Source organism: Maribacter taeanensis (assembly GCF_047345145.1).
GTDB lineage: Bacteria > Bacteroidota > Bacteroidia > Flavobacteriales > Flavobacteriaceae > Maribacter_C.
This window is the reverse complement of sequence record NZ_JBLFER010000001.1, coordinates 17,917-42,388: the sequence shown is the minus strand read 5'-3', so window position 1 is coordinate 42,388 and position 24,472 is coordinate 17,917. Positions and strand designations below refer to the sequence as shown.

Sequence of the window (24,472 nt, the reverse complement as noted above, 5' to 3'; positions counted from 1 at the left end):
TTGTCTGATCGAGCGCTGTCGAGACCTAACCTGAAAGAGCTAAACATAAATTAAACAGATTCCCGCCTTCGCGGGAATGACATTAAAATAATTATTGATGAAAATAAACTGGGGAACAGGAATCGTAATCGCATTTATAACATTTATCAGCTTTATTTTGGTTTTCGTGGTGCTTATGAGCATAGGCAATCGTTCCAACCACGATTTGGTTATCGAAGAATATTACAAAGCTGAATTGGGGTATCAGAAAGAAATTGATGCAGAAAATAATGCGAACGAAAATTTGGTTAAACTCCAAGTAAAGAAAACAGCAGAGGGTTTAAAGGTGGAGTTTCCAGAAAAAGTTGATTTTAAGAAAGTGAAAGGAAAAATATCCCTATATAGACCATCTAACAAACACTTGGACTTTGATTTAGTGTTAAATCTGTCCAATGCACATTTGCTCATACCTGACAAACGTTTGTTGGATGGTCGCTGGGATATTAAGGTTTTTTGGGAATACGAAGGTCAAGAATATTTACATAAAGAAAGTATAACCTATTAACATGCTTTTATCTGCTCTCATATTAGGTCTAATGGGAAGTTTGCACTGCGTTGGTATGTGCGGACCCATTGCTTTTATGCTTCCGGTAGATAGAACTAATTCGTATAAGAAATTCGGTCAGGTCTTCCTTTATCATTTTGGTAGGTTATTAGCCTATGGATTGATTGGACTTGTTTTTGGCCTACTAGGCAAAGGACTCTATGTCTTTGGAATGCAGCAAAAACTTTCCATTGCCATTGGAATTTTGATGATTGTTTTAGTGCTTATCCCATATAAAACTTTTAGCAAATACAATCTGTCGAAACCATTGTACAAAGTCATTTCAGGAGTAAAGAATCGCTTAGGTCAAGAGTTAAAGAAGAAAAGACCCGATACTTTTTTGACCATAGGTTTCCTAAATGGGTTTTTACCTTGTGGATTAGTCTACATGGCACTTTTTGGAGCAGTAGCCATGGGAAATGCAGCTGAAGGAAGCTTATATATGATTCTCTTCGGATTAGGAACAGTTCCGTTAATGACCACGGCTATCTATTTCAGCGGTATTTTAAAAGGGGCTGTACGCCAAAAAGTACAGAAATTGATTCCCGTTTTTGTAGTTCTTATTGGTGCTCTTTTTATACTACGAGGTTTAGGCTTAGGTATTCCCTATGTTTCTCCCGAACCTATTGTTGAAGTAGTTTCTGGTGACATTGAATGTCATAATTAACCAAATGATTATCCTCTTATGAAACCACTACCAAATGATATCGTCTTAAGACCTCGGTTTCAATTGGAGCTGTCAGAAAGCAAGGAGGAACTTTTGGAATCCTTTGAAAAATCACAGATAGAACCTTTCTTGGTCAAACGACTGGACGAACATATTTTTATCAAATTCAACAAAGAGAACAACCATTTTTGGTCACCACAGTTGCATCTTGAAATTGATGAAGTAGATAAGACAAATAGCAAACTTTATGGGGTTTTCGGTCCCAACCCTACCCTATGGACGTTTTTTATGTTCTTGCACTTCGGAGTAGCAACCCTATTCATCATTATAGGAATTTGGGCCTATTCAAGTGCCGCTTTAGACAAATCATATGGATTGCAACTAGGAATGATGGGGTTTTTAGTACTCTTGTGGTTTGTTCTTTATTTCTTGGGAAGAGCCGGTAAGCAAAAAGGAAAGCCCCAAATGCAAGAATTGTATCGGTTTATGATGGATACGCTAACCAAATAACTTTCAATTTATATGCAAAAGAAGAAAGGGAATCTTCCCCCAAAGATTCCCTTTTAGCCCCGAAACAACTTTTAACACTAGCTGATTTTAAAAGTCACTACAGGTATTTTAGAATGATTAGCAACATCTTCACCTATACTTCCCATAAAGAAATGAGATAGTCCTTTTCGACCATGAGTAGGTATACCGATCATGTCTACCAAAATACTTTCACTATAATTTAAAATACCTTTTTCGACACTATAATCATTGTAAATCTCCACCTGCTGACCTGCGTTCGCCTTAGTCAAAAAATCGTTGATTTGCTCGTAAGCATCTTTATTGCTCAGGAAATTATCTCCTGGAGTGTTGATATAGACTAATTCAAGTTCGGCAGACAACATTTCAGCAAAACTCTTTGCTTTCTGAAAAGCCATTAGACTATCATCTTTGAAATCACAAGCAAACGCGAACCGCTCCACTTTAAAATCTTTTAAATCTTCTTTGACTACTATGACAGGTATATCTGCATTTCTTACGACTCTTTCAGCGTTAGAGCCTACGAATATTTCTTTGAGTCCATCTGTACCATGCGAACCCATTACTATTAAATCCGCGCCATTTTGTTTAGCTACTTCGTTGACCTCGCTAAAGACTTTATAATGTTTAATGATTGGCGTTACTTTGAGTCCCTCAAGACAAGGTCTATCTAAAAATTCCTTGAATCGCTTTTCTGCCAATTTGATTAAAAAAACCGTTTGCTCAGGATGAAACCCTTCCGTAGAGGTAATCATGGCTTGGTTCAATTCAAGCATATGCAATGCTAAAATTTCTGCATCATGTTTCTTTGCTAGAGCTGAGGCAGCTTTTATGGCAAATTTTGATTGTTCTGAAAAATCAACGGGTACAATTATTTTTTTCATAATTAAAAATATTTAATGTCATTCCCGCGAAGGCGGGAATCTGTTAAACCGACAGCTTCTTTAAATGGTCATTGAAAACAACTTTGTTTCTGGGGCTTTTCTTTGCAATAACAAATCAAATGCCATACAGATATTACGGACGAAAGGTTTCCCTTGTTCAGTTATTTTAATTTTGTTCTGAGCTATTGTAACTAATCCATCAGATTCCATTTCATATAAGCGTTCTATAACTTGTTCCATCTCTGGAAAATACAATTTCCACTTGCTCCATGAGGTTTCAAAATTGCACATCAAGTTCAAAATATGTCTGCGGATGATTTCGTCTTCTTCCGTCAATATATGTCCTCTGAAAATTGGGATGATATCATTTTCAACCAGGTGTTGATATTCTTCTAAACTCTTCACGTTTTGGGCAAAACCGTACCAGCTATCACTTATACTAGATGCTCCCAGACCTACCATCAGGTGAGTCTTTGAAGCAGTGTATCCCATAAAATTTCGGTGCAGAGTTCCAGCTTGCATCGATTTATACAAGCTATCTGCTGTAAGAGCGAAATGGTCCATTCCGATTTCTTCGTAGCCAACTTCTGCAAGTAAAGCCTTCCCCTTTTCGTATTGCATCCTTTTTTCATCCGCGGATGGTAAGTCGGCATCTTTATATCCTCGTTGTCCGTTACCTTTTATCCAAGGAACATGAGCGTAACTATAAAATGCTAGTCGGTCTGGCATCAGTTCCTTGGTCTTCAAAATGGTTTCTTCAACATGGGTCAAAGTCTGAAAAGGCAATCCGAAGATTATATCATGTCCAACGGAAGTATACCCGATTTCACGAGCCCATTGTGTTACTTTTTTTACATTTTCAAAGGGTTGTACACGATGAATTGCTTTTTGAACGGTTTCATTGTAATCCTGAACTCCATAACTGACCCTCCTAAAACCAACTTCATACAATGCTTTTAAATGTTCGAAGGTGGTATTGTTTGGATGCCCTTCAAAACTAAACTCATAAGCCTCGGCTTTGTCAGCCCATCTCAGAATTCCATTAATTAAAAACTTCAAGTTCTCAGGAGAGAAAAACGTTGGTGTACCTCCACCAAGATGCAGTTCTTTAATCACAGGCTTTTCAATGAAAAGATTGCGATATAATTCCCACTCTTTGAGAATAGACCTCAAATAAGGCAGCTCAACATCATGTCGTTTGGTAATACGCTTATGGCAACCGCAAAAGGTGCACATGCTTTCGCAAAAAGGGAGATGAATATATAGACTAATGCCTTCTACGGAATTACTAAAATTAAAGCTTTTCTTCACCGTGGCTTCCCATTTCTTACCCGAAAAAGTATCCAAATTCCAATAAGGAACTGTTGGATAACTTGTATATCGTGGTCCGGGAACATTATACTTTTGAACAATACTGCACATAAAAATTCTGGTTTCATACAAAGCTATTGTGCTTGGCAATCCTAGAATATGATTTATGTCATGTTATCCTATCACCGATTCATAATGATATCTATCATTTTACCAATTAAGGTTTCCGTCTAGATTTGAGCCATAAATTATACTCACGAGTTATCTACAATATAAAGTCATGAAAACCTATATCATCATTTTCATCATCGTCTTTCTAGCTTTCCTACTTTTCTTCGGATTTTATCGATTTCAAGATTCCGTGTCCAAAGAAAAAGATACCCTTTTCAAACATTACGGAAAAAGCCAAATTAGAATTACGGAGGATGATTTCAAGGATTTACCCAGTCCTTTGAAAAATTATTTAAAGAAAGTTGGAGTATTAGGAAAAAACAAAAACGGACATGTCACCTTCAAACAGCAAGGCAGAATAAAAACAACCCAAGAAAAAGGATGGACCAACTTTAGGGCCGTACAATATATGACTGCTAGTTCTCCCAGCTTTATTTGGAGTGCCCAGTCCTATCCTCTATTTATAAGGGATAAAAGCATTGCTGGAAAGGGAGAAGTAAAAGTAAATCTCTTTGGATTAAAGAATATTGCCATATCTGATGGTTCTAAAACCGATGAAAGTGCACTAGCCCGATGCTTAGGAGAATTGATTTTTTATCCTGTTGGATTTTTAAGTGAAGATATTAATTGGGAAGTACTAAATGAAAACAGCTTAAAGGCAAAAGTCAAAATAAACGGTACACAAGCAGAAGGAATCTTTTACTTCAACAACGAAGGCCTCATATCTCGTTTTGAAGCAAAAAGATATATGAACGAAACCTTAGAGGGTTTTACAGGAATTGCAGAAGAATATAAAACAATGAACGAGCTTTTAATCCCAACAAAAATGAGAGCCATTTGGAATTTAAAAGATGGGGGGTTCGAATACTATCAGTCAACCATAACAGATTATATTTTGGAATGAAATAAGCTATGTGCGAATTTTAATTACTGAAAAAATCGCTGAACTGATAAATATCATTTTATAAAGTTGAGACCTATGATACCTTTGCTGTATTAAACTATTAAAGTGTTCTTTGAAAATATGAGTTCCAGATTTCTACTTGGTGGGGGCTAAAAAAATCTTGGAACAGAGGTGTTAAACAGCATTGAGCTTCTTTGTGTTTTGTGTTAGCTTATACAAGGAAAAGCGTCCACGATGTAGTTTATCATCTAAAGGAAACAGGCATACCACAAGTATGCCTGTTTCTATTTTAACTCATTCTCAAATACAATTCGGTATGACATATTATCATAACACATTACTTGACGGTCTCTCTTTTAATGAAGCTATTTTAAAAACTACGGAAGCCTTGAAAAAAGGGGGATTTGGAGTATTAACCGAAATCGATATCAAGGCAATTTTAAAAAAGAAATTGGATGTTGATTTCCATAACTATAAAATCTTAGGAGCTTGCAATCCAGATTTTGCGTACAAGGCTTTATTGGCCGAAGACAACATTGGCACCATGTTGCCTTGTAATGTCATTGTACAAGAAAAAGAAGATGGTTTTATTGAAGTGTCGGCGGTAGACCCCATTGCATCAATGCAAGCAGTAATCAATCAAGACCTTATGGGAATCGCGGATGAAGTAAGCGAAAAACTCAAAAGGGTTATCGAAGACATTCATATGAATCATTAAGTCTTCATTGAAAATTATTTATAAACTTTAAATATGCTGTTATGAAAAGAGTATTCCTAGTAGTTCTATTCGTATTTATTTATATAGGTTCTAATGCACAAGAAGCAGAACGCAACACTGAAATAGAAGTAGGTGATATACTTAAAATAGGTCCTGCTGAGGCGTCAAAGTACAAATACATTTATTTTCCAAGACCTAATTTTATAATCAAGAGAGGAGGAATCGTCAATTACAAAAAAGTTGTGGGAAGCAAGGTGATAGTAACTTCTTTAAAAGAAAAAAGAGACGGTACATTACAGATAGAAATAAAAAAGGTCAATGGAGGAAAGTTTTTTAATAGTCACGGCAAAGTCACGGCAGATGCTCAAAATGCACTTAAATCAGGTGAGCTAAGCAGGTTGTAATATCCTTGTTGAGTCGGAGCTATTGGATGAGTTCAATAGTTTTGATTGTTGAACTGCCAAAGAAAATCATTCAAAACCTGATGTAAGTTAAAAACTTAAAAAAGTTTTATACGACATCCACCGCAACCATTGACACAAGCTAATTCTATAAATCTAGCTTATGTATCTCAAGTTGGTTATCATTCCCTCGTATAGCTATCAAGTTTTTAGCAATCAATTTGCTTCGCAGCCACGGGAGTTCATATCGCGATTTACGCATTTGAATGTTTTCTGGTTGCAGAAGATATTCGTGAATTTCTCCCGAAGTATCCATAACGACCTCATGGAACTTATACTTATACACATCTAATTTAATCTCATTTTTTCCCTGGAATACCTTTTCGTAAATAATACCCGTGGTATACTTATCATCAAACGGATTCACATTCAAGAATTTATGCTCGACTACCAATTTACCCATTGTATCTATAAAACCATAAACGGGTATGTCCTCAATAATCGTTTTTACCATACACCTCCCATTCTGAAAGCTAGGCTGACGAATCCCTTTTATTCCATAAGCAGAAGTATCGGCCTCTGCATTCCAAACCAAATCATCTCTAAAGTCAATTACCAATACTCCATCTTTATCAATAAAGCCCCATTGATTTCCTTTTCTAACGGCTGCCAATTCTTCACTAAAAGGTGCTATTTCATCTATTTCTGTAAGTTGCGAAATGGCAATTAGTGGAAAAAACAAAAGCAGAACAATCCATATATTTTTCTTCATGACGCTATTTTTAAATTGAATTTGAAAATAGTATTCCTCCTTATTTTTCAAAATGATATTTGTCATGCAAATTGAAAAAAGTTGAATATACCTTTACATGAATAAACCCTTAAAACCCTATTCATATGAAGATTGACATTCAATACGTTCAGATGCCTACAAGCGAGAGCATGAACGCTTTTATAACCAAAAAACTGAATAAATTAGCCAGCAAATACGATTGGGTCATACGGGCGCAAGTTCACTTTAAGTTGGAGAATGACCCTACTAAAAAAGGCAAGATATGTGAGATTGAATTAAGCGCACCCGGACCGCGTATTTTTGCCAAATCAAATGAAGAACATTTTGAGAAAGCTGCTATTTCATCGATTCAAGATTTGGAGAAACAATTGAAAAAACGAAAAGAGGTTTTCCTAAATCACTAAAAATAGCAATCAATAAAAAATCCCCTCGGGTAAACCAGTAGATAACCTTTGGGGATTTTCCTCATTAACCAACCAAGGTACTATTGCATTAGCAATTTCAGTTTAGCCAAAAGAATCAATTCCGACTTATTTTTATTTGCAAAAGACGAAGCAATATCATCTGCAGTTTTAAATATCAATTGTTTGATTGCTTTAGTGAATTTACCAGGATGCTCTTTGTAAAAGTCAACAAACTCTTGAAAGTAAGTGTTCCCTTCTTTCTCTTCTTGCTGCAGCCAATCAAATACAATTTCTATTTGATAGCCTGCATCAGTCCCAAACTCATCTTCAATGGCATCTACGGGCAACCAATACTTTTGAACATCCTCCTTTAATCTTTCAATTTCTATAGGACGAACATTCTTGTCGGCCATAGCAACTGCGTAAAAAAGCTTTCCTAAACTTTGATAAAATTCATTTCCTATTTTTTCGCTTGGTAACATCATGTGAGTTGATTTAGAGTGTTAATACGCTATTCACTCTAACCGGTTGCCATGTTGCGTCTGGTTCTTGGTATTTACAATACGTAATGGGATATCCAATGCTTAAAAGCTCTCTTTTGGCTTTTTCAAAAGCAAGGATACTATCGTAAATCAGATGGATAGTTCTTTTTTCTAAATCAATGTCCAATATGCGAAGGTCAAGGATACGACTTAGATTACGAACAATACAGTATTTTGAATCTTGTGATTTTAGGTTTTCAATTGTAGCTATTGCTTTCATAATTCTGAATTTTAGATACATCAAATTTAAGTGTCACAATCCTTTTTAAAAATGATATTTGTCATACCGTTTCCTTGTATTTTGTTTAATCTTTCCACCAAAATTTATTTGATTGCGTATTTTTAGATATGCCATTAAAAACAGTGAATACAAAACTTTTAGAGTGTTAAAATTTAAAAAACAAAATGCATCACCTCTTAAACAAAAAAGTAAAAAAGCTACCTTTAGAATATGCAAGTTTTTGATAAGAACAGTAATATTTTCAACCTACTATCCGAAGCAGTTTCAGAAGGTATCTTAGTTGTTAATGAAGAACAGACCATTGTTGCTACTAACAGCCGAACCAATGAAATGTTTGGTTATGATGAAGATGAATTAAAGGGTAAGCCGCTAGATATTTTGATTCCAGCTTCCTATCATAAATCCCATGAAAAGCATATTACGAAGTACAATAAGGAGCAGAGCAAAAGGCGAATGGCTCAAGGACGGGAATTGTATGGTCAGCGAAAAAATAAAGAACAGTTTCCTTTGGAAATAGGGCTCAATCCGTTCTCATTATATGGTAGCAACTATGTAATGGCACTTATCATAGATGTAACCAATATAAAAGAGAAGGAAAAAGAAATTAGGGAACTTAATGCAGACCTAGAGAAAAAAATTAAAACCAGAACCACGGAACTTCGCGATACGGTCGCTCAACTGAAAAAAGAAATTAAGCTTAGAGTTTCTGCGGAGAAAAAAATAACAAGCGCACTCCAAAAAGAGAGGGAATTGAATGATTTGAAAACAAAGTTCCTCTCCTTAGTTTCGCACGAATTTAAAACTCCGCTTAGTGGAATATTAACTTCTGCAACCTTGGTTGGCAAGTACCCAAAAGAAGAGCAGCAAGATAAAAGAGATAAGCATTTAAGAACGATTATTGGAGAGGTTCGGCGTTTAAACAATATTCTGACCGACTTTCTTTCCATTGAGCGCTTAGCGGAAGGGAAAGAACTTTACAAATTTTCAGATTTTTCATTGAGTAAGGTTGTTAATGAAGTTGTGTATAACTCAAACATGCTTTTGAAAAGCGGACAGCACATCAATTACCCACAAAATATTGAGGATATTATAATACGTCAAGATGAAAAAATCGTAACCTTAGTTTTGACAAACTTGCTATATAATGCAGTTAAATATTCATCCGAGGACACCGATATTGACCTGCAAATTGAATTGGTAGAAGATAAGGTGGTTTTCAAAGTAATCGATGAGGGAATAGGAATTCCTGAGAAAGACCAAAAACATATTTTCGAACGCTATTTCAGGGCCGAAAATGCATTGTTAAATAGTGGTACTGGTATTGGACTCCATATTATCAAAGGCCATTTAGAAAATCTAAAGGGTAGCATTTCTTTTAAAAGTAAGGAAAATGAAGGAAGCGCATTTACAGTTACGCTTCCTATTGAATATTCAAATAATACTTAAAAAATCATCAAAACTTTCCCAGAGTTTATCTAAATGAATGGTAATGAAAAAAGTAGTACTAATTGAAGATGATACGATTTTAAGGGAGACCACAGCTGAGTTGTTGGAGCTCGCCGGCTATGAAGTACGAACTGCATCTGATGGAAAACGTGGCGTGCAGGTTGCGAAAGAATACTTACCTGAAGTTATTGTTTGTGACATCATGATGCCAGAACTGGATGGCTATGGCGTACTTCAAACACTTTCCCAGGAAGAAAATACTAAGGGCATTCCATTTATTTTTCTATCCGCAAAAACCGAACGGAAAGATATTCGTAAAGGGATGGAACTCGGTGCCGATGATTATCTCACCAAACCTTTTGAAGAACACGAATTGATAGGAGCTATTGAAAGTCGATTAGCCAAAATGGCTATTCTAAAAGAGGCTGGTATTGAAACAGAACTAGAAACTTCAAATGCTGACGAAGAACTGCGTACGATTCATCAGCTTAAAAATTTTATTGATGATAATGGTGAAGAGAATAGCTACGATTCCGGAGAAACAATTTATCGAGAAGGTATGCATTCGAATACCGCTTATTTAGTGATTAAAGGAGTTGTCAAAACGCACAAGCTTGATGAAATGGGGAAAGAACTCATAACAGGAATTTACAAGGCAGATGACTTTTTCGGCTTTACTTCTTTTACCAAAAACATACCGCATCAGGAATATGCTACGGCCATGGAGGAAACCCAACTTGTTGCCATTTCAACTCAAGAACTCAAAAATCTTTTGGAACAGAATCATGCACTTACTATGGAATTAATGCAGGTCTTATCTGAAAATTTATCTGAAACTAAAGAACAGCTTTTAGAAATGGCCTACGGTTCCGTTCGCAGAAAAACAGCCAGTACCATTTTGAAATTTGCAGAAAAACTTCAGAAGGATACGAAAGGAAACCTTCATATTTTAAGAAGTGACCTTGCTAGCGTAGCTGGAATGGCTACGGAAACTTTAATCCGAACCCTTTCAAGCTTCAAAAAAGAAGGACTCATCAGTATTGATAATCGAAATATCAAAATCTTGGATATGGAGGCCCTAAGTCGTGTTAACTGATATATCGAATATGATTATCGTCATTTTCTGTAGCTAGTTAAGGCTTTAATTTTATGCCGTGAACCAATAAACGAACCGGCATGAATCAAATTCTTATTCCCACAGATTTTTCAGAAAATTCTTGGAACGCTATCAAATACGGGCTTGAATTGTTTAAAAAGTCTAAATGCACCTTTTATTTACTCAATATCAATCCCATTCCGCCTTATTCGGGAGCAGGAACGGCGATACGCGCCGCTGCGGAAAATTTCGAAGATTATGTTCTTGAGGATAGCCGAAAAGAGCTTAAGAAGCTTGTAGAACGTATTGAAAAACTTCCTTTGAATACCAAACACACTTTTGTTACGCATGCCATTCACGACTTCTTTGTAGATGCCATAAAAAGGGAAGCCGAAGCCAAGAAAATAGACCTCATCATTATGGGAACCAAGGGAGCTTCCGGTTTAAAAAAGGCCACAATAGGAAGTAATACTGGCGATGTCATCACCAAAGTAAAGCAGCCGCTGTTGGCTGTTCCAGAAGATGCTGTCTATTCGAATCCTAGAGAAATTGCTTTCCCCACGGACTACCATATAAGCTATGATGTGAAAGTACTTGATACCTTAATCCAAATGGCGACCATGAACGATGCGATTATCCGTATTTTACATATCTCAAAAAAAGGTGAGGAACTAAGCGAGTCTCAACTTAAAAAGAAAGATTTTTTGCATGACTATCTGATTGATGTCAAACATAGCTTTCATTCGCTTACAGGAACAAAATTAGAAACCGCAGTACAATGTTTTACAGAGAGCAGAGATATTGATATGATTGCCATGGTAGCTAAAAATCTCAATTTTTTCCAGAGGATATTATTCCGTCCCGCTGTGGAAGAAATCAGCTATCATACCGAAGTCCCATTTTTGGTATTGCATGAATAAAAATTAGTTTCATGTTCAAAGTTTCATGTTCAAGGTTGAAAAAATGAACTATTTTAATTTTAATAAAATAACAATCGGGAATTTGAGATTCACTTTGATTGATGCAAAGGCAACATAAACCTGAAACTAGAAACCACTCAAACTATATAAAAATGTCAAGGCCTAAAACCAAGGAAGAACTACTATTCTTAAGCCAGAATAATTATACGAAGCTTAACAATTATATTGATTTACTTCCAAAGAATGTCCTTCAAAATGAATTTCCTAAAGGATATCTTAATCGGAACATAAGGGATGTGATAGCGCATTTGCATCATTGGCATCTCATGCTCTTAGAATGGCATAAAGTTGGATTGACGGGAGTAAAACCTGATATGCCTGCTAAGGGATACACTTGGAAAACAATGCCAGAACTAAATCTCAAAATACGTGAAAAGTATGAGAATACAGATTTGTCGGAAGCAAGGAAAATACTTGATGAATCATACACTACAGTTCAAAAACTCATCAAAAACCATTCAGAGGCAGCCCTTTTTGAAAAGAAAAAATACCACTGGACGGGCAGTACCTCTTTAGCTGCATACATAATCTCAGCAACTTCTAGTCACTATGATTGGGCGTTAAAATTGATTAAAAAGTGTAGAAAGAGTAGTTAAAAACTATTGCTAGCTATGGGATTGAATAGTACTTACAATGTCATTCTTCTGCAACACTCCAGATTGTCGCCAGACTTGTTTTCCATCTTTAAATAACAACATGGTCGGTACTCCCCTCACTTGATACTTTTGCGCCAAGGGTTGATTCTTATCCACATCAATCTTTACAATCTTTACTTCCTCACCCAATTCATCTTTTACTTGTTTCAGTATGGGTGCCAGCATTTTACATGGGCCACACCAATCAGCAAAAAAATCTACTAAAACTGGGGTGTCCGAATCTATAATCTTATCAAAACTACTTTTCATATCCGCAAATCATTAGAAAACAAAATTACGGAACCTTGACCTTTTGCACCTGACGAATATCATGGTTTTTGGTCTGGCCTACTTTTATTTTTGAAAGAAATCAATATACGATGAGAAAGGTTTTGATTCCCACAGATTTTTCGGAAAACGCCATGAATGCATTGAAATATGCATGTCAGGTATTCAAATATGAAAAAAGTGAATTTCTGATTTTACACGCCTATGCGGATGAAGTGTACGAGCAAGACATCAAATCGCAACAAAGTTTTATAGAAGAACTGAAGGAAACGACCGCCCAATACGCAGAAAATCAACTAAAAAAAGTACTTCATGATATCAAACTATACGCTCCAAACCCCAAGCATAAATATAAAACTATAGCCGTATTTGGTTCCCTAGTTGATGTGATAAACGAATGGGTCAACCATAAAAATATAGACATTGTCGTAATGGGAACAAGGGGAATGACCAACAACCGGACTATCTCCTTTGGAAGCAATACCCTACATGTGCTTAAATACGTGCATTGCCCAGTAATGGCGATTCCGGAAGGCTACGAATACAATGCGCCAAGAGAAATATTGTTTCCAACCAATTACATGATTCCCTATAAAAGACGGGAATTGAAGTTACTATGCGAGATGAGTGGTTCTTTTCGGTCTACAATTCATTTTCTATACATAGACCCTTTAAAAGAGCTCTCGGCAAGACAAGAGGACAACAAAAATTTTTTAGAGGGCTGTCTAATGAAACCGGAATTAGCATTCGAGACCACATCCGAAAAAGATAAATCTATCGCTATTACCAAGTATGTCATTCATAAAAAAATAGACCTCCTAGTAATAGTCAACTCAAGGCATTCTTATATGGAAGATATGCTTTACCAGTCAACCATTGACAAAATCGGATTGCATCTTAAAATTCCGTTTCTAGTGCTTCAGAATATAGCACGTTGAAAATTGAACAGATTCCGATATCCACGGGAATTAAAAATAAAATAGTTAGAACAGATTCACGTCTTTGCGGGAATGACAATAAAATGACTTTGCGATGAAAAAAATAATAGTACCCACTGATTTTTCGAACAATGCATACAATGCAATTGAATATGCCGTAAAATTATTCAAGGATGAAGAATGCGCCTTTTATCTACTTCATACCTATACTCCAGCAGTTTATCAGCCCGAATATACTTTAGGGCACCCCGGACAGATTGGACTGGGAGATGAATACCAAGCGAACGCCCTCATGCAATTGGAGGAACTTAGGGCAACACTGACTACCCAATTCAATAACCCAAAACATTTATTCGTTCCTCATGCCGCCTTCAATTCATTGGTGGATGAAGTGCTTAAAATTGTTGAAAATGAAAAAGCGGACTTAGTAATTATGGGCACCCAAGGTGCCACTGGGGCCAAAGAAATTTTATTGGGTACGCATACGGTGCATTTGATTAAAAAAGCTACTTGTCCTGTTATTGCTGTTCCCTCAGCTTTTGAATATGAAATCCCGAAAGAGATTTTATTTCCTACGGATTATGAAGTTGATTATGAAAAAGAGCAGCTACAACAGCTTTTACATATTGCACAAAAACATATTTCAAGTATTGAAGTGATGCATGTTTCTTCCGGTTACGATTTGACCAATGAACAACTGGAAAACAAACAAAAATTAAACTATCTGTTTGCTAAAACTGCTCATTTGTTTCATGACCTCCCTAGTCAGGGAATCATCGACGCTATCAATAATTTTCAATTGAAAAAACGAATGAATCTTTTGGTCATGATACGAAATAAGCACACCTTTTTTGAACGCTTGTTCATCGAACCGGTCATTAAGAAAATTGGTTTTCATATTACGATTCCATTTATGGTAATTCCCTACAGTACTAATTCCTAAAAAATGAAAAACATATTAATTGCAACAGATTTCTCATTCAATGCCTACAGCGCTATTTTTTATGCTACTCAGCTACTTAATGGTAAACCAGGCAAATTTTACCTGCTTAATGTGTATAATGAAAATACACCCTTAAAAAGCAACAGTGGAGGAAAAAATCTATTACAACAGTTAGCAGATGAATCGAATGAAGGACTCATACACTCCTATCATAGAATACAACTTGATGAACCCGATTCAAAACATATTTTCAAGACAATTTCAAAAAAAGGCGAGCTAACGGATGTCATTGCAAAGACTATAAAAGAAAAGAAGATTGACCTTGTGGTAATGGGAAATAGCGGTTGTTCAGAAATTGAGGCTATCTTTTTAGGTAGCAATGTTTTAAGAGCCATCAGGGATATAAAAGACTGTCCGATTTTGACCATTCCAAAACAGTTGGATTTCAAACCACCTCAGGAAATTGCTTTTGTTACCGACCATAAAAGTTTATATGACGCCGGTCTTCTTCAACCGCTCCGTTTCATCGCGAGGAAATTCAAAAGCAAGATTCGCATTCTACATATTAACGAAGATGAACCTTTGAGTGAAAAACAGCATATTAATCGGGGAGTTTTACTCGAATATTTATCCGACTTTAAGTATAGTTTAAATTGGATGCCCTTATTCAAAAGCAAAGCTTCCACCATAAACAATTTTTTGGAAGAATTGAATATCGATATGCTCGTTATGGTAAATTATGAGCATAGTTTTCTGGAGCGTATTAGTCACGAACCTGTTATAAAACGGGTGGCTTTTGATTTGGATATTCCTTTTTTGGTAATTCCGTATCAAGACTGATTTTTATCATAGTACGACTTAGTTCTGCATTATAACTTTATATCATAACCTAAAATATAATGTCATGGACAAGAGGATTTTATTACCTACAGATTTTTCGAAAAATGCACTAAACGCCATTCGCTATGCACTGGATTTATACCGAGATCAAAATTGCGATTTCTATTTTTTAAATGCGTATCAGGTTAACGGATATTCCATTGATACGTTTATGGTTCCTGAACCCGGTGAAAGAGCCTTTGAAACGGCAAAGCTAGAATCGCATAAGGGCTTTGAAAAGCTTATGGATATTTTGGAGTTGCATAACCACAATCCGAAACATGTTTATCATACCATTTCCACTTTTAATTCCTTGTTACAGGCCATAAAAAGCACTATTGCAAAGCATGATATTGATATGGTGGTGATGGGGACTAAGGGAATGACTGGGGCTGACAGCGTAATTTTTGGAACGAATACGGTGGATGCCATGGAGAAAGTTACGGAATGTCCAGTACTGGCAATTCCAGAAAATGTACGTTTTACAAGTCCCAAAGAAATTGTTTTTCCCACGGATTACAAAACGAATTTTAAGCGTAAAGAACTCAATTACTTGATGGAAATAGCACTCTATCATGAGGCAGCCATTCGTGTTTTACATATCGAAAAAGAAGTGAGTTTAAGTCGAGATCAAAAAAGTAATAAAGAACTACTTGAATCTATTCTCGATGGAACGGAGCATAGCTACCATACCCTAAAAGATTTAAAGGTACAATCAGGAATAAGCGCATTCATTGAAAGTAGGGAAAGTGATATGATAGCCTTTGTAAATAGAAAACATAATTTCTTCGGAAGTATGCTATCAAAGCCTTTGGTAAAAGAAATGGGCTACCATTCAAAAATACCGGTACTCACTTTACACGATATAACTTAAAACAGAACTCTCATGAAAAAGATAGGTATTTGGATGGATGTTGAAAAAGCCCATGTGGTATTGCTAAAAGAGGATAGTGAGCAACTTCGAACTTTGTTTTCGAAAGTAGAAAATTACCGCCCAAAAGGCGGTTCTGGAACCAGGTTAAAAGGTGGCCCACAAGATGTCGTACAAGACAGTAAGTATTTGGAACGCAAAAAAAATCAAATACGTTCCTATTTCAAAAACCTAGTAGAATTCATAAAGGATGCCGATTCCATTGCATTATTTGGGCCATCGGATACTGCGGAAAAATTCAGAAAAGAACTTAATAAAAATCAGAAAGGGCTTGCCTCAAAAGTGAAAACTGTCACTAAAGTCGATAGCATGACCCATAATCAAATAGTCGCTCTTGTGCGAGATTTCTATAAAACATAGTGCTATGGAAACACAAAAGGAATACTCAAAGCCTGAACAATCAAAAAAAGTAGATCGCTTACATCTTGAGTTGAGACAATGGCAATCAAACCTTTACTTTATGAAAGATGAAATGATGTTCATTGAACGCCTACTAAATTCATACGCTTTTCAACCCAGTACCCCGAACCTATTCGAGCGCATACAAGATTACTTATATCGCCTTAAAAATGTGAAATTAAAAAGAGTAAAGCTTACCGCTCAAATTGAAAAGCATGAAAACGATTTGGGGGGTATGCTAGAATGCACCGACAGCAACTGCGATTTGGTTTACTATCAAAGACATGACACTTTGAAAGCTGAAATTACGCAATGCATGCAAGCTTTTCAGGAGCTAAAATCAGAAATATTCAACTATGCTGGCGGAATCCTAAAAAAACGGAAACCCAATCTATAAAACTCAAATTTCAAACTGACTAAAATCATTTCAAACCTTCATTTTCCCCAATAAATTAGAGTAGAAAATTAAATCAAAGTAGTAACCCTAAAATTTTACAATATGTCACTTATTAAATTCAACAAAAACAGATTTCCATGGAACAATAATCTGGTCGACTTTTTTGATCGCGATTCATTATTCAATGATGATTTTTTCAATATGGAAAAATCAGTACCAGCGATGAATGTCAAAGAGCATGAAAATGATTTTGAAATCGAATTGGCCTCTCCTGGCTTCGACAAAAAAGATTTCGAAATTACTATGAACGATGATATTCTTGAAGTATCCGCAGAAAAAAGCAAGGAAGAAGAGGAGAAAGATGACGATTATACCCGAAAAGAGTTTAACTATCGTTCGTTCAGAAGGTCACTTCAATTACCCAAAACGGTAGATGATTCCAAGGATGTGAAAGCGACCTATAAAAACGGAATCCTAAAACTTCAACTAATGAAAAAAGAAGAAGCCAAGGAAAAGTCCAAACGCGTAATCGAAGTAGCTTGATACACCTTAAGCGGCGAACGGATACTGCCCCATTTGCCGCTTCTTTACAAAACATGACTCAATGCTAAAAACGATGAAAAAGTTTAAATACATAGAATGGTTGAACGCTGAAGAAATGCATGATGATTCCACGATTTGGTTCTCAGAACTCAAGTTCATTAGGGACGAACAGTTTTTCCTAAACAACCTTGTTCTGTCCTTTACACTTCAATTGATGGATTCAAAAATTTACGAGGACAGTAAAGCGGTTATTGCACGCTTACAACAAGCTGAAAAAGACATTACACCCCTCTTCAAAAAGGTTCAAGCTCATGAAAATCAGCTAGAAATTGTTGTGGATGATGTAGATCAACTAAAAATGGAAAAGGCCTATTTAGAGACTCATGAAGAACTGAAAATAGACATGAATGATTACACCCAAAAATATCGGGAAATCAAAGAGCAACTTTTTAAGCTGCTCACTGTAATTATGAAAAAAGACAAGCAAAAAAGACTGCTGAACTAAATATAAAAAGATGAAAAAACTACTTCTGATATTCGTGATAGCGCTTATGGGGTGCTCCTCGACCGAAATGGTCGAGAATTGGAAAAATCCTGATATCGTAATCTTCGATGCAAACAAAGTACTCTTGGTTGGTATGAGCAATGATGAAGAGGCAAGAACAAATTTTGAAACCAAGCTACAAAAGGAATTTGAAGCACGTAATGTTGAAGCTGTACGAAGTCTTGATGTTTTCGATGTCAAATTCACAGATTCCAAAAGAACCGAAAAAGAACTTGATGACTTGGAGCAAAGTCTATTGGACAAGGATTTTGACGCCATATTACTGACTAAAATCATCGGTTCGGAAAGCAGGCAATCTTTTCGAAAATCTGTAAATGACCTCTATAAGAGTCGAGAAGGATTCAACGAAGACTACAGAAGATATCAAGATATTTACTATGAAGATGAGTATTACGACACTTATACCGTATACAATGCCGAGACTTCACTATACTGCATTTGTGTGGGAAAAGAACGTTCGTTAATCTGGAGGGGCAACATCGATATTTTGGACCCAGATAATGTCAATAAAACAATCAAGGATTACGTGCGGCTGATAGTTGTAGCCATGGAAGAGCAAGATTTGATTTTCAGAAAGGAAGAAAAAAATGAAGTTACTAATTTATAGTGCAAAGGATTATGAGATTCCCTTCCTAGGCAAGGCGAATTTAAACCGGCATAAGATTACCTATACCAAAGACGCCCTGGATACCAATACTGCAATTCAGGCTATGGGACACAAAGCCATTTCTATATTCTCAGGTGATGACGCTTCTTTAATCGTTCTTGAAAAACTTTGGGACTTAGGTGTTCGCTATATAACTCTTCGTTCCGCAGGTTATAATAACATTCATATCAAGGCTGCAAAACGTTTCGGATTCAAGGTAGCCAATGTACCCGAATATTCTCCACATGCGATTGCCGAACATGCTACCGCACTATTACTTGCCTTTAATCGAAAAATAGTATTGGCCAACTCACAAGTTCATAATTATAACTTTTCACAGGAGGGGTTAATGGGATTCAATCTACACAGTAAGACCGTCGGAATTATTGGAACTGGACGAATCGGAAGTATCATGGTCAAAATAATGTACGGCTTCGGATGTAAAATTCTTGCTTGTGATTTAGAACCTGATCACGACCTTGTCGCACTTTGTGATGTAACCTATGGTACCCTAGATCAAGTTTTAAAAAAGTCCGATATATTAAGTATCCATGTTCCACTATCCTACGACAATTATTATTTGATAAACAAGAAAAAGTTGGCCTTGATGAAACGGAACGCGATTTTAATCAATACATCACGAGGCGCCATTGTCGAAACCAAGGCCTTAATTGATACTCTGGAGAAAAAGTACATTGAAGGATATTGCACCGATGTTTATGAAAAAGAAAAAAGCACATTTTTCAAGGATCATTCGAGAAGTGGTATTGAAGACGAACAATTAAAGAAGTTGCTTTCCTTACCCAACGTGCTAATGACACCTCATCAGGCATTTATGACTCCCGAGGCATTATCCAATATAGCCACAACTACCTTTGAAAATATTGATGATTGGGCCGAAGACAGAGAATGCAAAAATGAATTGGGATACGAACGGATTATCTCATAAAACAGGACTAAATATTTTTGCGAAGCCTTCTTTGAGTTTGTCCCATAATGGACGTTTCATATGCGCTTCAAAAGTAAGTTCATTACTTAGGTTGCAATCCGCTAGAAAGTCTTCTTTAAGTGCTTTTACAAACTCCGAGTCATATACAATGGCATTTACTTCGTAGTTCTGCTCAAAACTTCTGATATCAATGTTCGCGGTGCCGACAGAAGCGATTTCGTCATCACTGATTATTATCTTACTATGAAGGAATCCTTCAGGGAAAAGATAGATTTTCACTCCAGCCCTTAGCAAATTCTCGAAGTAAGAACGAACACTCCAATTCACCAATTGGCTATCGTTATTTTCAGAAACCAGTAACCGAACATCAACTCCGCTCATTGCCGCTGTGTCCAAAGCGGTAAGTATTGCAGGCCCTGGAATGATATATGGATTGACGATATATAGATAATTTTTAGCACTATTGATTATAGAAAAATAAGTCTGCTCAATGGCCGGAAAATCATCGTCAGGTCCGGTGGATACGATTTGAACGATTGATGAATTGCTATTTCCGTTATTCGAGCTTGTCCTTTTTACAGGGAGGATTTCTTGTCCACTTACCAACTGCCAATCTTCTAAAAATACAAGGTCAAGATCTTTGACGGCCGGACCTTCAATTCTTAGATGCATATCGTGCCAATTCCCCAAAGTCTCGTCACCTTTTAGGTATTTATCCGATATATTAATCCCACCAGTAAAAGCCACTTTCCCGTCGATTACAATAATCTTCCTATGATTTCGATAATTAACAGATCGTAGAAAGCGACCAAATCGAAATGGTAAAAAGGGAAATACCTCAACGCCTATTTCTTTCAAATTTTTCAAATACGATTTACTTAGCGAAAAACTACCTATACCATCATAAATGAGTCGTATTTTTATGCCCTCCCCTGTTTTTTTTTGGAATACTTCTAGCAGCCTGTTCGCCAATTCACCCTCCTCAAAAATGTAGTACTGAAGATGAATGAAATCAGTCGCGTTATCTAAGGCATCAAAAATCCCTTTAAACGTAGCCCCACCATCCTTCAGGAATACAACATCATTCCCCACGGAGGCATTAAAATTATTGTTCTTTTGAATAAGTCTGATTATTTTTTGGTATCGCTCAGACACATTTAGCTCATCTGACGGTATTGATAGCGTATCCATACTTGCGCCATTTCCTTTAAGTTGAAGTAGCTTGTTTTTTCGTCGGTTTCTACCAACCAACAAGTACAATAAAACACCTCCCACAGGAATCGTAAAAATCGCCAGGAGCCAGGCCAAAGTTTTGGAAGGACGCACTCCGTTTATCAATAGGCTAATTACTATGCCTGCTGCACTCAACACATATAAAATAATCAGAAGAGTTATTATCATATGGTTTTAAGGTATTAATAACAGCTCCGAATCTATTAAAACCTAGATGGAAAAGGTATGACAATCATCATGTAAATTTTATAGGAATACATTTTGAAAATAAAAAAAGCCAGCTCAAAAAATGAACTGGCTTTTGTCGGGGTGGCAGGATCTGAAATCCCACCCTACTCCTTTATAAATCAATATTTTACAATCTGATTTTCAAAATAGGACACCTAAAAGGACACCTATAGCAGCGTTTTGACGCTTTCGTACTTTAAAGATAAAAAAGTTGTGCCATACTATTACAAATCAATCCAAATTTAATTAATGGTTGAAGTAAACTCTAAGTGTCTCAGAGAATGTCAATTAATAATACCACTAAAAGCAATAAAGAATAGGACTCCCTTGGTACAATGTTCATGTTTTGAAAAGGTGTCTCTAAAAAAGACCATTTTATGAGACTGAAATTTATATTTTTTTATTTCTAATTACTACCCCCACTTCATCTTCTGCAATCGTACCGCGTTGAGAATTGCAAGTAATGCCACCCCCACATCGGCAAAAACAGCTTCCCACATTGTTGCGAGGCCACCTGCACCCAAAATGAGTACTATGATTTTAACTCCAAAAGCTAAGGCAATATTCTGCCATACGATACTTCTTGTTGAGCGACCTATTTGAATGGCACGTGCAATCTTACTAGGTTGGTCGTTCTGGATAATGACATCAGCAGTCTCGATTGCGACATCACTACCTAAGCCCCCCATTGCTATACCTACGCCGCTTGCCGCTAAAACGGGAGCATCGTTGATACCATCGCCTATAAAGGCAACCTTTGTATCTGTTTGCTCTTTGAGCTTTTCTACTTCATTGAGTTTATCTTCAGGTAATAAGCCACCCTTTGCCCAATCGATACCTAATTCTTTGGCGACTTTTTGGGTAATGGAATCTTTATCCCCAGAAAGCATGATGATTTTGGAAATCCCCGAATCCCTAATTTGTTTTATGGCTTGATGGGCATCTTCCTTTAGTTCATCGGCAATGGTCACGTAGCCTGCAAATTTTCCGTCAACGGCTACCATTACAATTGATTCTACGATACTATCCGTTTCAGTAGATACTTCTATTTCGTTGGAGGTCATTAAGGCCTTGTTTCCGACCAAAACAGTTTTTCCGTTGACCGTTCCTTTTAGTCCCTTTCCAGCGACTTCGGAAACTTCGGTCGCTTCAAAATCCGCACCATCTGCCTTGTATTCCAAAATGGCTTTTGCAATCGGATGGGTGGATTGCTCTTCCATCGCCATCAGGTACTGCATAAATTCTGCTTCGGTAAACACCGAGATGGTTACCACTTCCTTGATTTTAAATACTCCTTTGGTTACTGTTCCAGTTTTGTCCATTACAACTGTATTTACCTTGGTCATGGCATCCAAAAAGGATGCACCCTTGAACAGAATCCCGTTTCGCGATGCTGCACCAAGACCACCGAAATAACCCAATGGAATAGAGATGACCAATGCACAGGGACAGGAAATCACAAGGAATATCAAAGCCCTATAAAGCCAATCTCTAAATACATAATCATCAACAAAGAAATAGGGAAGCAACGTTAGACCTATAGCGAGAAAAACAACGATAGGTGTATAAACACGAGCAAATTTTCTAATGAAAAGTTCGGTTTTAGATTTGCGGGCTGTTGCATTTTGAACCATATCGAGAATACGCGCAATGGAACTGTCCTTGAACTCTTTCGAAGTTTCCACTTCTATTACCCCATCGAGATTAATACTTCCAGCAAACACAGATGCGCCTTTCTGGAGGGTATCGGGTTTGCTTTCTCCCGTTAGGGCTGCGGTATTAAAAGAACCTTTATCTGAAAGTAGAACTCCATCGAGAGGTACTTTCTCGCCCACCCGTACTTGAATTTTTTCGCCTATCACTACAGTTTCAGGATGAACAGAAATGAAGTCGCCATTACGGGATACCAGAGCTTCATTAGGTCGTACATCCAGCAAAGCCTTGATGTTTCCTTTTGCTCGATTAACTGCTGCTTGTTGGAATAATTCGCCTACGGCATAGAACAACATTACGGCCACACCTTCCGGATATTCCCCTATGGCAAACGCCCCCAAAGTTGCAATGGACATCAAGAAAAACTCCGTAAAGAAATCGCCTTTTAGAATACTATTCCAACCTTCCTTAATAACAGGAAAACCTACGGGAATATAGGCTACCGTGTACCAAACGATTCTTACCCATTCCTTAAAGAAAGGAACGGCATCAAAATAATCAATGGCAATACCCGCTATCAGCATTACAAAGCTGAATATCGCAGGTAGGTAGGTTCTAAAATTGGATGCTTCTTCTGGACTACTGTGATTATGTCCATAATCGTGTGAATGCTCGCCCTGGTGTTCCGTTGGGTCTATATCGTGTAAGTTTACTTTTTTCTTTTTCATCATCGAGTTTCGTACTGCCTTAGAATTTCTTCCAATTCAACCGGAAGTTCCATTCTTCTTAAAGGCGGGACATTAGAGCCGCCTGTGTTTCCGATTGGCACATGGTCAATGAACGATTTCCAACCGCCAACGAGCAACCGAAGTAGTTGTCCCAAGACTTCTTTTAGGTTTCTCTGTCTGAAACCAAATTTAAGCATCAGCCAATGGGAATATGTATGCTCCAAAGGAAAAGATTGCCCCAATACATGCGAACGTTCAAGATGATGCCATGCCCTTGTTAAATCATTCTTTTGAAGGTATGAACGATACTGTTCAATCTCTTTTAAGTAATGTCCTTTTAGTCCGTGAGGGATAGTTGTGTTGAATTTCATGGATTACTACTTTTTTAATGCAAGGTACATTATGGAATCATGCAACAGAAGTGCATTTATTGTCCGCTACATTTGTCACAGATTCCCTTCAATACCAAATTCGCATCTTCTGCAACGTAACCGTCCGGAAGATTGATATATGGAATTTTATGTTCCGTAAGACAGACCGTCTCCTTACAGTTGTTACAATGGAAATGAAGGTGCAAATCCTGTTCGAGTTCGCAATTGCAGCCTTCCTCACACAATGCATACTTGGTAATGCCCGTGCCATCATCTATCTGATGTACTATCGCTTTATCCTCAAAGGTTTTGAGGGTTCTGTACAAAGTGGTCCTATCCGCCTTTGCAAATGTGTTTTCGATATCCGATAGCGTTTTCGCAGCTTTGCTTTCCGCCAAGAACCGGAAGACCAACAAACGCATTGCCGTAGGGCGAACCCCTTTTTCTTCCATAAATTTATCTGCTTGTATCATTGTA

General features: G+C 37.0%; 31 protein-coding genes. 21 read left to right on the top strand and 10 right to left on the bottom strand.

Going from position 1 to position 24,472, the window contains the following annotated elements:
- Window positions 1–97: 97 nt before the first annotated feature.
- The 3 genes from ACKWCD_RS00235 to ACKWCD_RS00225 are packed head-to-tail and all read left to right on the top strand — an operon-like array spanning window position 98 to window position 1,760.
- A complete protein-coding gene (locus ACKWCD_RS00235) occupies window positions 98–544 on the top strand; it encodes a FixH family protein (protein WP_413981910.1) in 447 nt (148 codons plus the stop codon).
- A gap of 1 nt (window position 545) precedes the next feature.
- Complete coding sequence (locus tag ACKWCD_RS00230) at window positions 546–1,250, top strand: sulfite exporter TauE/SafE family protein (RefSeq protein WP_413981909.1); 705 nt, start codon at window positions 546–548, stop codon at window positions 1,248–1,250.
- A gap of 18 nt (window positions 1,251–1,268) precedes the next feature.
- Entirely contained in the window at window positions 1,269–1,760 is a 492-nt protein-coding gene (locus tag ACKWCD_RS00225; RefSeq protein WP_413981908.1) for a GTP-binding protein, read from the top strand.
- A gap of 77 nt (window positions 1,761–1,837) precedes the next feature.
- Here the strand turns inward: ACKWCD_RS00225 and ACKWCD_RS00220 are convergent, their stop codons facing one another.
- Entirely contained in the window at window positions 1,838–2,662 is an 825-nt protein-coding gene (locus ACKWCD_RS00220) for a universal stress protein (RefSeq protein WP_413981907.1), read from the bottom strand.
- A gap of 60 nt (window positions 2,663–2,722) precedes the next feature.
- Window positions 2,723–4,084: an oxygen-independent coproporphyrinogen III oxidase gene (hemN, locus tag ACKWCD_RS00215; protein ID WP_413981906.1), complete on the bottom strand. Its 1,362-nt coding sequence runs from the start codon at window positions 4,082–4,084 to the stop codon at window positions 2,723–2,725.
- Window positions 4,085–4,253: 169 nt separating this feature from the next.
- Here hemN and ACKWCD_RS00210 point away from each other — a divergent pair, with 169 nt between their 5' ends.
- The 3 genes from ACKWCD_RS00210 to ACKWCD_RS00200 all read left to right on the top strand — a co-directional run bounded on the left by ACKWCD_RS00210 (window position 4,254) and on the right by ACKWCD_RS00200 (window position 6,170).
- Complete coding sequence (locus ACKWCD_RS00210) at window positions 4,254–5,048, top strand: DUF6544 family protein (RefSeq protein WP_413981905.1); 795 nt, start codon at window positions 4,254–4,256, stop codon at window positions 5,046–5,048.
- 316 nt (window positions 5,049–5,364) lie between these two features.
- Window positions 5,365–5,766, top strand: coding sequence for a DUF302 domain-containing protein (locus ACKWCD_RS00205; protein WP_413981904.1), 402 nt, complete (start codon window positions 5,365–5,367; stop codon window positions 5,764–5,766).
- A gap of 41 nt (window positions 5,767–5,807) precedes the next feature.
- The gene (locus ACKWCD_RS00200; RefSeq protein ID WP_413981903.1) at window positions 5,808–6,170 is read left to right on the top strand and encodes a hypothetical protein; all 363 of its coding nucleotides are present in this window, start codon (window positions 5,808–5,810) and stop codon (window positions 6,168–6,170) included.
- A 145-nt stretch (window positions 6,171–6,315) separates the two neighbouring features.
- On the opposite strand, the gene ACKWCD_RS00195 is transcribed toward ACKWCD_RS00200, so the two are convergent.
- Window positions 6,316–6,939, bottom strand: a complete 624-nt coding sequence (locus ACKWCD_RS00195; protein ID WP_413981902.1) for a WG repeat-containing protein — start codon at window positions 6,937–6,939, stop codon at window positions 6,316–6,318.
- 125 nt (window positions 6,940–7,064) lie between these two features.
- Here ACKWCD_RS00195 and hpf point away from each other — a divergent pair, with 125 nt between their 5' ends.
- Window positions 7,065–7,364 (top strand): ribosome hibernation-promoting factor, HPF/YfiA family, encoded by a 300-nt coding sequence (hpf, locus tag ACKWCD_RS00190; RefSeq protein WP_413981901.1) that lies wholly within the window; start codon window positions 7,065–7,067, stop codon window positions 7,362–7,364.
- Between the two features lie 80 nt (window positions 7,365–7,444).
- On the opposite strand, the gene ACKWCD_RS00185 is transcribed toward hpf, so the two are convergent.
- Both ACKWCD_RS00185 and ACKWCD_RS00180 read right to left on the bottom strand, forming a co-directional pair.
- A complete protein-coding gene (locus ACKWCD_RS00185; RefSeq protein ID WP_413981900.1) occupies window positions 7,445–7,849 on the bottom strand; it encodes a hypothetical protein in 405 nt (134 codons plus the stop codon).
- A 10-nt stretch (window positions 7,850–7,859) separates the two neighbouring features.
- Window positions 7,860–8,126, bottom strand: a complete 267-nt coding sequence (locus ACKWCD_RS00180; protein WP_413981899.1) for a hypothetical protein — start codon at window positions 8,124–8,126, stop codon at window positions 7,860–7,862.
- Window positions 8,127–8,357: 231 nt separating this feature from the next.
- Here ACKWCD_RS00180 and ACKWCD_RS00175 point away from each other — a divergent pair, with 231 nt between their 5' ends.
- The 4 genes from ACKWCD_RS00175 (at window position 8,358) to ACKWCD_RS00160 (ending at window position 12,265) form a co-directional block, all read left to right on the top strand.
- A complete protein-coding gene (locus tag ACKWCD_RS00175; protein WP_413981898.1) occupies window positions 8,358–9,593 on the top strand; it encodes a PAS domain-containing sensor histidine kinase in 1,236 nt (411 codons plus the stop codon).
- A gap of 43 nt (window positions 9,594–9,636) precedes the next feature.
- Window positions 9,637–10,689 (top strand): response regulator, encoded by a 1,053-nt coding sequence (locus tag ACKWCD_RS00170; RefSeq protein WP_413981897.1) that lies wholly within the window; start codon window positions 9,637–9,639, stop codon window positions 10,687–10,689.
- Between the two features lie 80 nt (window positions 10,690–10,769).
- Window positions 10,770–11,609 (top strand): universal stress protein, encoded by an 840-nt coding sequence (locus tag ACKWCD_RS00165; protein WP_413981896.1) that lies wholly within the window; start codon window positions 10,770–10,772, stop codon window positions 11,607–11,609.
- Between the two features lie 152 nt (window positions 11,610–11,761).
- Complete coding sequence (locus ACKWCD_RS00160; protein ID WP_413981895.1) at window positions 11,762–12,265, top strand: ClbS/DfsB family four-helix bundle protein; 504 nt, start codon at window positions 11,762–11,764, stop codon at window positions 12,263–12,265.
- A 9-nt stretch (window positions 12,266–12,274) separates the two neighbouring features.
- Here the strand turns inward: ACKWCD_RS00160 and trxA are convergent, their stop codons facing one another.
- The gene (gene trxA, locus ACKWCD_RS00155; RefSeq protein WP_413981894.1) at window positions 12,275–12,574 is read right to left on the bottom strand and encodes a thioredoxin; all 300 of its coding nucleotides are present in this window, start codon (window positions 12,572–12,574) and stop codon (window positions 12,275–12,277) included.
- A gap of 110 nt (window positions 12,575–12,684) precedes the next feature.
- Here trxA and ACKWCD_RS00150 point away from each other — a divergent pair, with 110 nt between their 5' ends.
- The 10 genes from ACKWCD_RS00150 (at window position 12,685) to ACKWCD_RS00105 (ending at window position 19,782) form a co-directional block, all read left to right on the top strand.
- A complete protein-coding gene (locus ACKWCD_RS00150; protein ID WP_413981893.1) occupies window positions 12,685–13,530 on the top strand; it encodes a universal stress protein in 846 nt (281 codons plus the stop codon).
- 94 nt (window positions 13,531–13,624) lie between these two features.
- On the top strand, window positions 13,625–14,473 hold the full coding sequence (locus ACKWCD_RS00145) for a universal stress protein (RefSeq protein ID WP_413981892.1): 849 nt from the start codon (window positions 13,625–13,627) through the stop codon (window positions 14,471–14,473).
- A gap of 3 nt (window positions 14,474–14,476) precedes the next feature.
- Window positions 14,477–15,313, top strand: a complete 837-nt coding sequence (locus ACKWCD_RS00140; RefSeq protein ID WP_413981891.1) for a universal stress protein — start codon at window positions 14,477–14,479, stop codon at window positions 15,311–15,313.
- 64 nt (window positions 15,314–15,377) lie between these two features.
- Window positions 15,378–16,226, top strand: a complete 849-nt coding sequence (locus ACKWCD_RS00135; RefSeq protein WP_413981890.1) for a universal stress protein — start codon at window positions 15,378–15,380, stop codon at window positions 16,224–16,226.
- Between the two features lie 12 nt (window positions 16,227–16,238).
- Window positions 16,239–16,643 carry a hypothetical protein gene (locus ACKWCD_RS00130; protein ID WP_413981889.1) on the top strand — a complete coding sequence of 135 codons (405 nt, stop codon included), beginning with the start codon at window positions 16,239–16,241 and terminating at the stop codon, window positions 16,641–16,643.
- A gap of 4 nt (window positions 16,644–16,647) precedes the next feature.
- Window positions 16,648–17,079: a hypothetical protein gene (locus ACKWCD_RS00125; RefSeq protein WP_413981888.1), complete on the top strand. Its 432-nt coding sequence runs from the start codon at window positions 16,648–16,650 to the stop codon at window positions 17,077–17,079.
- A gap of 102 nt (window positions 17,080–17,181) precedes the next feature.
- Window positions 17,182–17,622 carry an Hsp20/alpha crystallin family protein gene (locus tag ACKWCD_RS00120; protein ID WP_413981887.1) on the top strand — a complete coding sequence of 147 codons (441 nt, stop codon included), beginning with the start codon at window positions 17,182–17,184 and terminating at the stop codon, window positions 17,620–17,622.
- A 73-nt stretch (window positions 17,623–17,695) separates the two neighbouring features.
- On the top strand, window positions 17,696–18,127 hold the full coding sequence (locus ACKWCD_RS00115; RefSeq protein WP_413981886.1) for a hypothetical protein: 432 nt from the start codon (window positions 17,696–17,698) through the stop codon (window positions 18,125–18,127).
- A 10-nt stretch (window positions 18,128–18,137) separates the two neighbouring features.
- Window positions 18,138–18,794, top strand: a complete 657-nt coding sequence (locus ACKWCD_RS00110; protein WP_413981885.1) for a hypothetical protein — start codon at window positions 18,138–18,140, stop codon at window positions 18,792–18,794.
- A complete protein-coding gene (locus ACKWCD_RS00105) occupies window positions 18,775–19,782 on the top strand; it encodes a 2-hydroxyacid dehydrogenase (RefSeq protein WP_413981884.1) in 1,008 nt (335 codons plus the stop codon). Before ACKWCD_RS00110 ends, ACKWCD_RS00105 begins: the two co-directional genes overlap by 20 nt.
- Here ACKWCD_RS00105 and cls read toward each other — a convergent pair.
- From cls to ACKWCD_RS00085, 4 genes are all read right to left on the bottom strand, one after another.
- Complete coding sequence (cls, locus tag ACKWCD_RS00100; RefSeq protein ID WP_413981883.1) at window positions 19,777–21,183, bottom strand: cardiolipin synthase; 1,407 nt, start codon at window positions 21,181–21,183, stop codon at window positions 19,777–19,779. The two genes, ACKWCD_RS00105 and cls, sit on opposite strands and share 6 nt — an antisense overlap.
- A gap of 473 nt (window positions 21,184–21,656) precedes the next feature.
- A complete protein-coding gene (locus ACKWCD_RS00095) occupies window positions 21,657–23,624 on the bottom strand; it encodes a heavy metal translocating P-type ATPase (RefSeq protein ID WP_413982996.1) in 1,968 nt (655 codons plus the stop codon).
- Window positions 23,624–23,995, bottom strand: a complete 372-nt coding sequence (locus ACKWCD_RS00090) for a DUF3703 domain-containing protein (RefSeq protein WP_413981882.1) — start codon at window positions 23,993–23,995, stop codon at window positions 23,624–23,626. The genes ACKWCD_RS00095 and ACKWCD_RS00090 overlap by 1 nt, the downstream gene beginning before the upstream one ends.
- Before the next feature lie 56 nt (window positions 23,996–24,051).
- The gene (locus ACKWCD_RS00085; protein ID WP_153755334.1) at window positions 24,052–24,468 is read right to left on the bottom strand and encodes a Fur family transcriptional regulator; all 417 of its coding nucleotides are present in this window, start codon (window positions 24,466–24,468) and stop codon (window positions 24,052–24,054) included.
- Window positions 24,469–24,472: the final 4 nt, after the last annotated feature.

Excerpts from the sequence above, each read along its gene's own strand:
- ACKWCD_RS00230 (WP_413981909.1), top strand. The coding sequence starts at position 546 with ATGCTTTTATCTGCTCTCATATTAGGTCTAATGGGAAGTTTGCACTGC.
- ACKWCD_RS00105 (WP_413981884.1), top strand. The coding sequence starts at position 18,775 with ATGAAGTTACTAATTTATAGTGCAAAGGATTATGAGATTCCCTTCCTA.
- cls (WP_413981883.1), bottom strand. The coding sequence starts at position 21,183 with ATGATAATAACTCTTCTGATTATTTTATATGTGTTGAGTGCAGCAGGC.
- ACKWCD_RS00115 (WP_413981886.1), top strand. The coding sequence starts at position 17,696 with ATGAAAAAGTTTAAATACATAGAATGGTTGAACGCTGAAGAAATGCAT.
- ACKWCD_RS00195 (WP_413981902.1), bottom strand. The coding sequence starts at position 6,939 with ATGAAGAAAAATATATGGATTGTTCTGCTTTTGTTTTTTCCACTAATT.
- ACKWCD_RS00150 (WP_413981893.1), top strand. The coding sequence starts at position 12,685 with ATGAGAAAGGTTTTGATTCCCACAGATTTTTCGGAAAACGCCATGAAT.
- ACKWCD_RS00125 (WP_413981888.1), top strand. The coding sequence starts at position 16,648 with ATGGAAACACAAAAGGAATACTCAAAGCCTGAACAATCAAAAAAAGTA.
- ACKWCD_RS00170 (WP_413981897.1), top strand. The coding sequence starts at position 9,637 with ATGAAAAAAGTAGTACTAATTGAAGATGATACGATTTTAAGGGAGACC.
- ACKWCD_RS00200 (WP_413981903.1), top strand. The coding sequence starts at position 5,808 with ATGAAAAGAGTATTCCTAGTAGTTCTATTCGTATTTATTTATATAGGT.
- trxA (WP_413981894.1), bottom strand. The coding sequence starts at position 12,574 with ATGAAAAGTAGTTTTGATAAGATTATAGATTCGGACACCCCAGTTTTA.
- ACKWCD_RS00220 (WP_413981907.1), bottom strand. The coding sequence starts at position 2,662 with ATGAAAAAAATAATTGTACCCGTTGATTTTTCAGAACAATCAAAATTT.
- ACKWCD_RS00095 (WP_413982996.1), bottom strand. The coding sequence starts at position 23,624 with ATGAAAAAGAAAAAAGTAAACTTACACGATATAGACCCAACGGAACAC.
- ACKWCD_RS00135 (WP_413981890.1), top strand. The coding sequence starts at position 15,378 with ATGGACAAGAGGATTTTATTACCTACAGATTTTTCGAAAAATGCACTA.
- hemN (WP_413981906.1), bottom strand. The coding sequence starts at position 4,084 with ATGTGCAGTATTGTTCAAAAGTATAATGTTCCCGGACCACGATATACA.
- ACKWCD_RS00160 (WP_413981895.1), top strand. The coding sequence starts at position 11,762 with ATGTCAAGGCCTAAAACCAAGGAAGAACTACTATTCTTAAGCCAGAAT.
- ACKWCD_RS00145 (WP_413981892.1), top strand. The coding sequence starts at position 13,625 with ATGAAAAAAATAATAGTACCCACTGATTTTTCGAACAATGCATACAAT.
- ACKWCD_RS00225 (WP_413981908.1), top strand. The coding sequence starts at position 1,269 with ATGAAACCACTACCAAATGATATCGTCTTAAGACCTCGGTTTCAATTG.
- ACKWCD_RS00140 (WP_413981891.1), top strand. The coding sequence starts at position 14,477 with ATGAAAAACATATTAATTGCAACAGATTTCTCATTCAATGCCTACAGC.
- ACKWCD_RS00165 (WP_413981896.1), top strand. The coding sequence starts at position 10,770 with ATGAATCAAATTCTTATTCCCACAGATTTTTCAGAAAATTCTTGGAAC.
- ACKWCD_RS00090 (WP_413981882.1), bottom strand. The coding sequence starts at position 23,995 with ATGAAATTCAACACAACTATCCCTCACGGACTAAAAGGACATTACTTA.
- ACKWCD_RS00110 (WP_413981885.1), top strand. The coding sequence starts at position 18,138 with ATGAAAAAACTACTTCTGATATTCGTGATAGCGCTTATGGGGTGCTCC.
- ACKWCD_RS00130 (WP_413981889.1), top strand. The coding sequence starts at position 16,239 with ATGAAAAAGATAGGTATTTGGATGGATGTTGAAAAAGCCCATGTGGTA.
- ACKWCD_RS00185 (WP_413981900.1), bottom strand. The coding sequence starts at position 7,849 with ATGATGTTACCAAGCGAAAAAATAGGAAATGAATTTTATCAAAGTTTA.
- ACKWCD_RS00205 (WP_413981904.1), top strand. The coding sequence starts at position 5,365 with ATGACATATTATCATAACACATTACTTGACGGTCTCTCTTTTAATGAA.
- hpf (WP_413981901.1), top strand. The coding sequence starts at position 7,065 with ATGAAGATTGACATTCAATACGTTCAGATGCCTACAAGCGAGAGCATG.
- ACKWCD_RS00210 (WP_413981905.1), top strand. The coding sequence starts at position 4,254 with ATGAAAACCTATATCATCATTTTCATCATCGTCTTTCTAGCTTTCCTA.
- ACKWCD_RS00175 (WP_413981898.1), top strand. The coding sequence starts at position 8,358 with ATGCAAGTTTTTGATAAGAACAGTAATATTTTCAACCTACTATCCGAA.
- ACKWCD_RS00180 (WP_413981899.1), bottom strand. The coding sequence starts at position 8,126 with ATGAAAGCAATAGCTACAATTGAAAACCTAAAATCACAAGATTCAAAA.
- ACKWCD_RS00120 (WP_413981887.1), top strand. The coding sequence starts at position 17,182 with ATGTCACTTATTAAATTCAACAAAAACAGATTTCCATGGAACAATAAT.
- ACKWCD_RS00085 (WP_153755334.1), bottom strand. The coding sequence starts at position 24,468 with ATGATACAAGCAGATAAATTTATGGAAGAAAAAGGGGTTCGCCCTACG.
- ACKWCD_RS00235 (WP_413981910.1), top strand. The coding sequence starts at position 98 with ATGAAAATAAACTGGGGAACAGGAATCGTAATCGCATTTATAACATTT.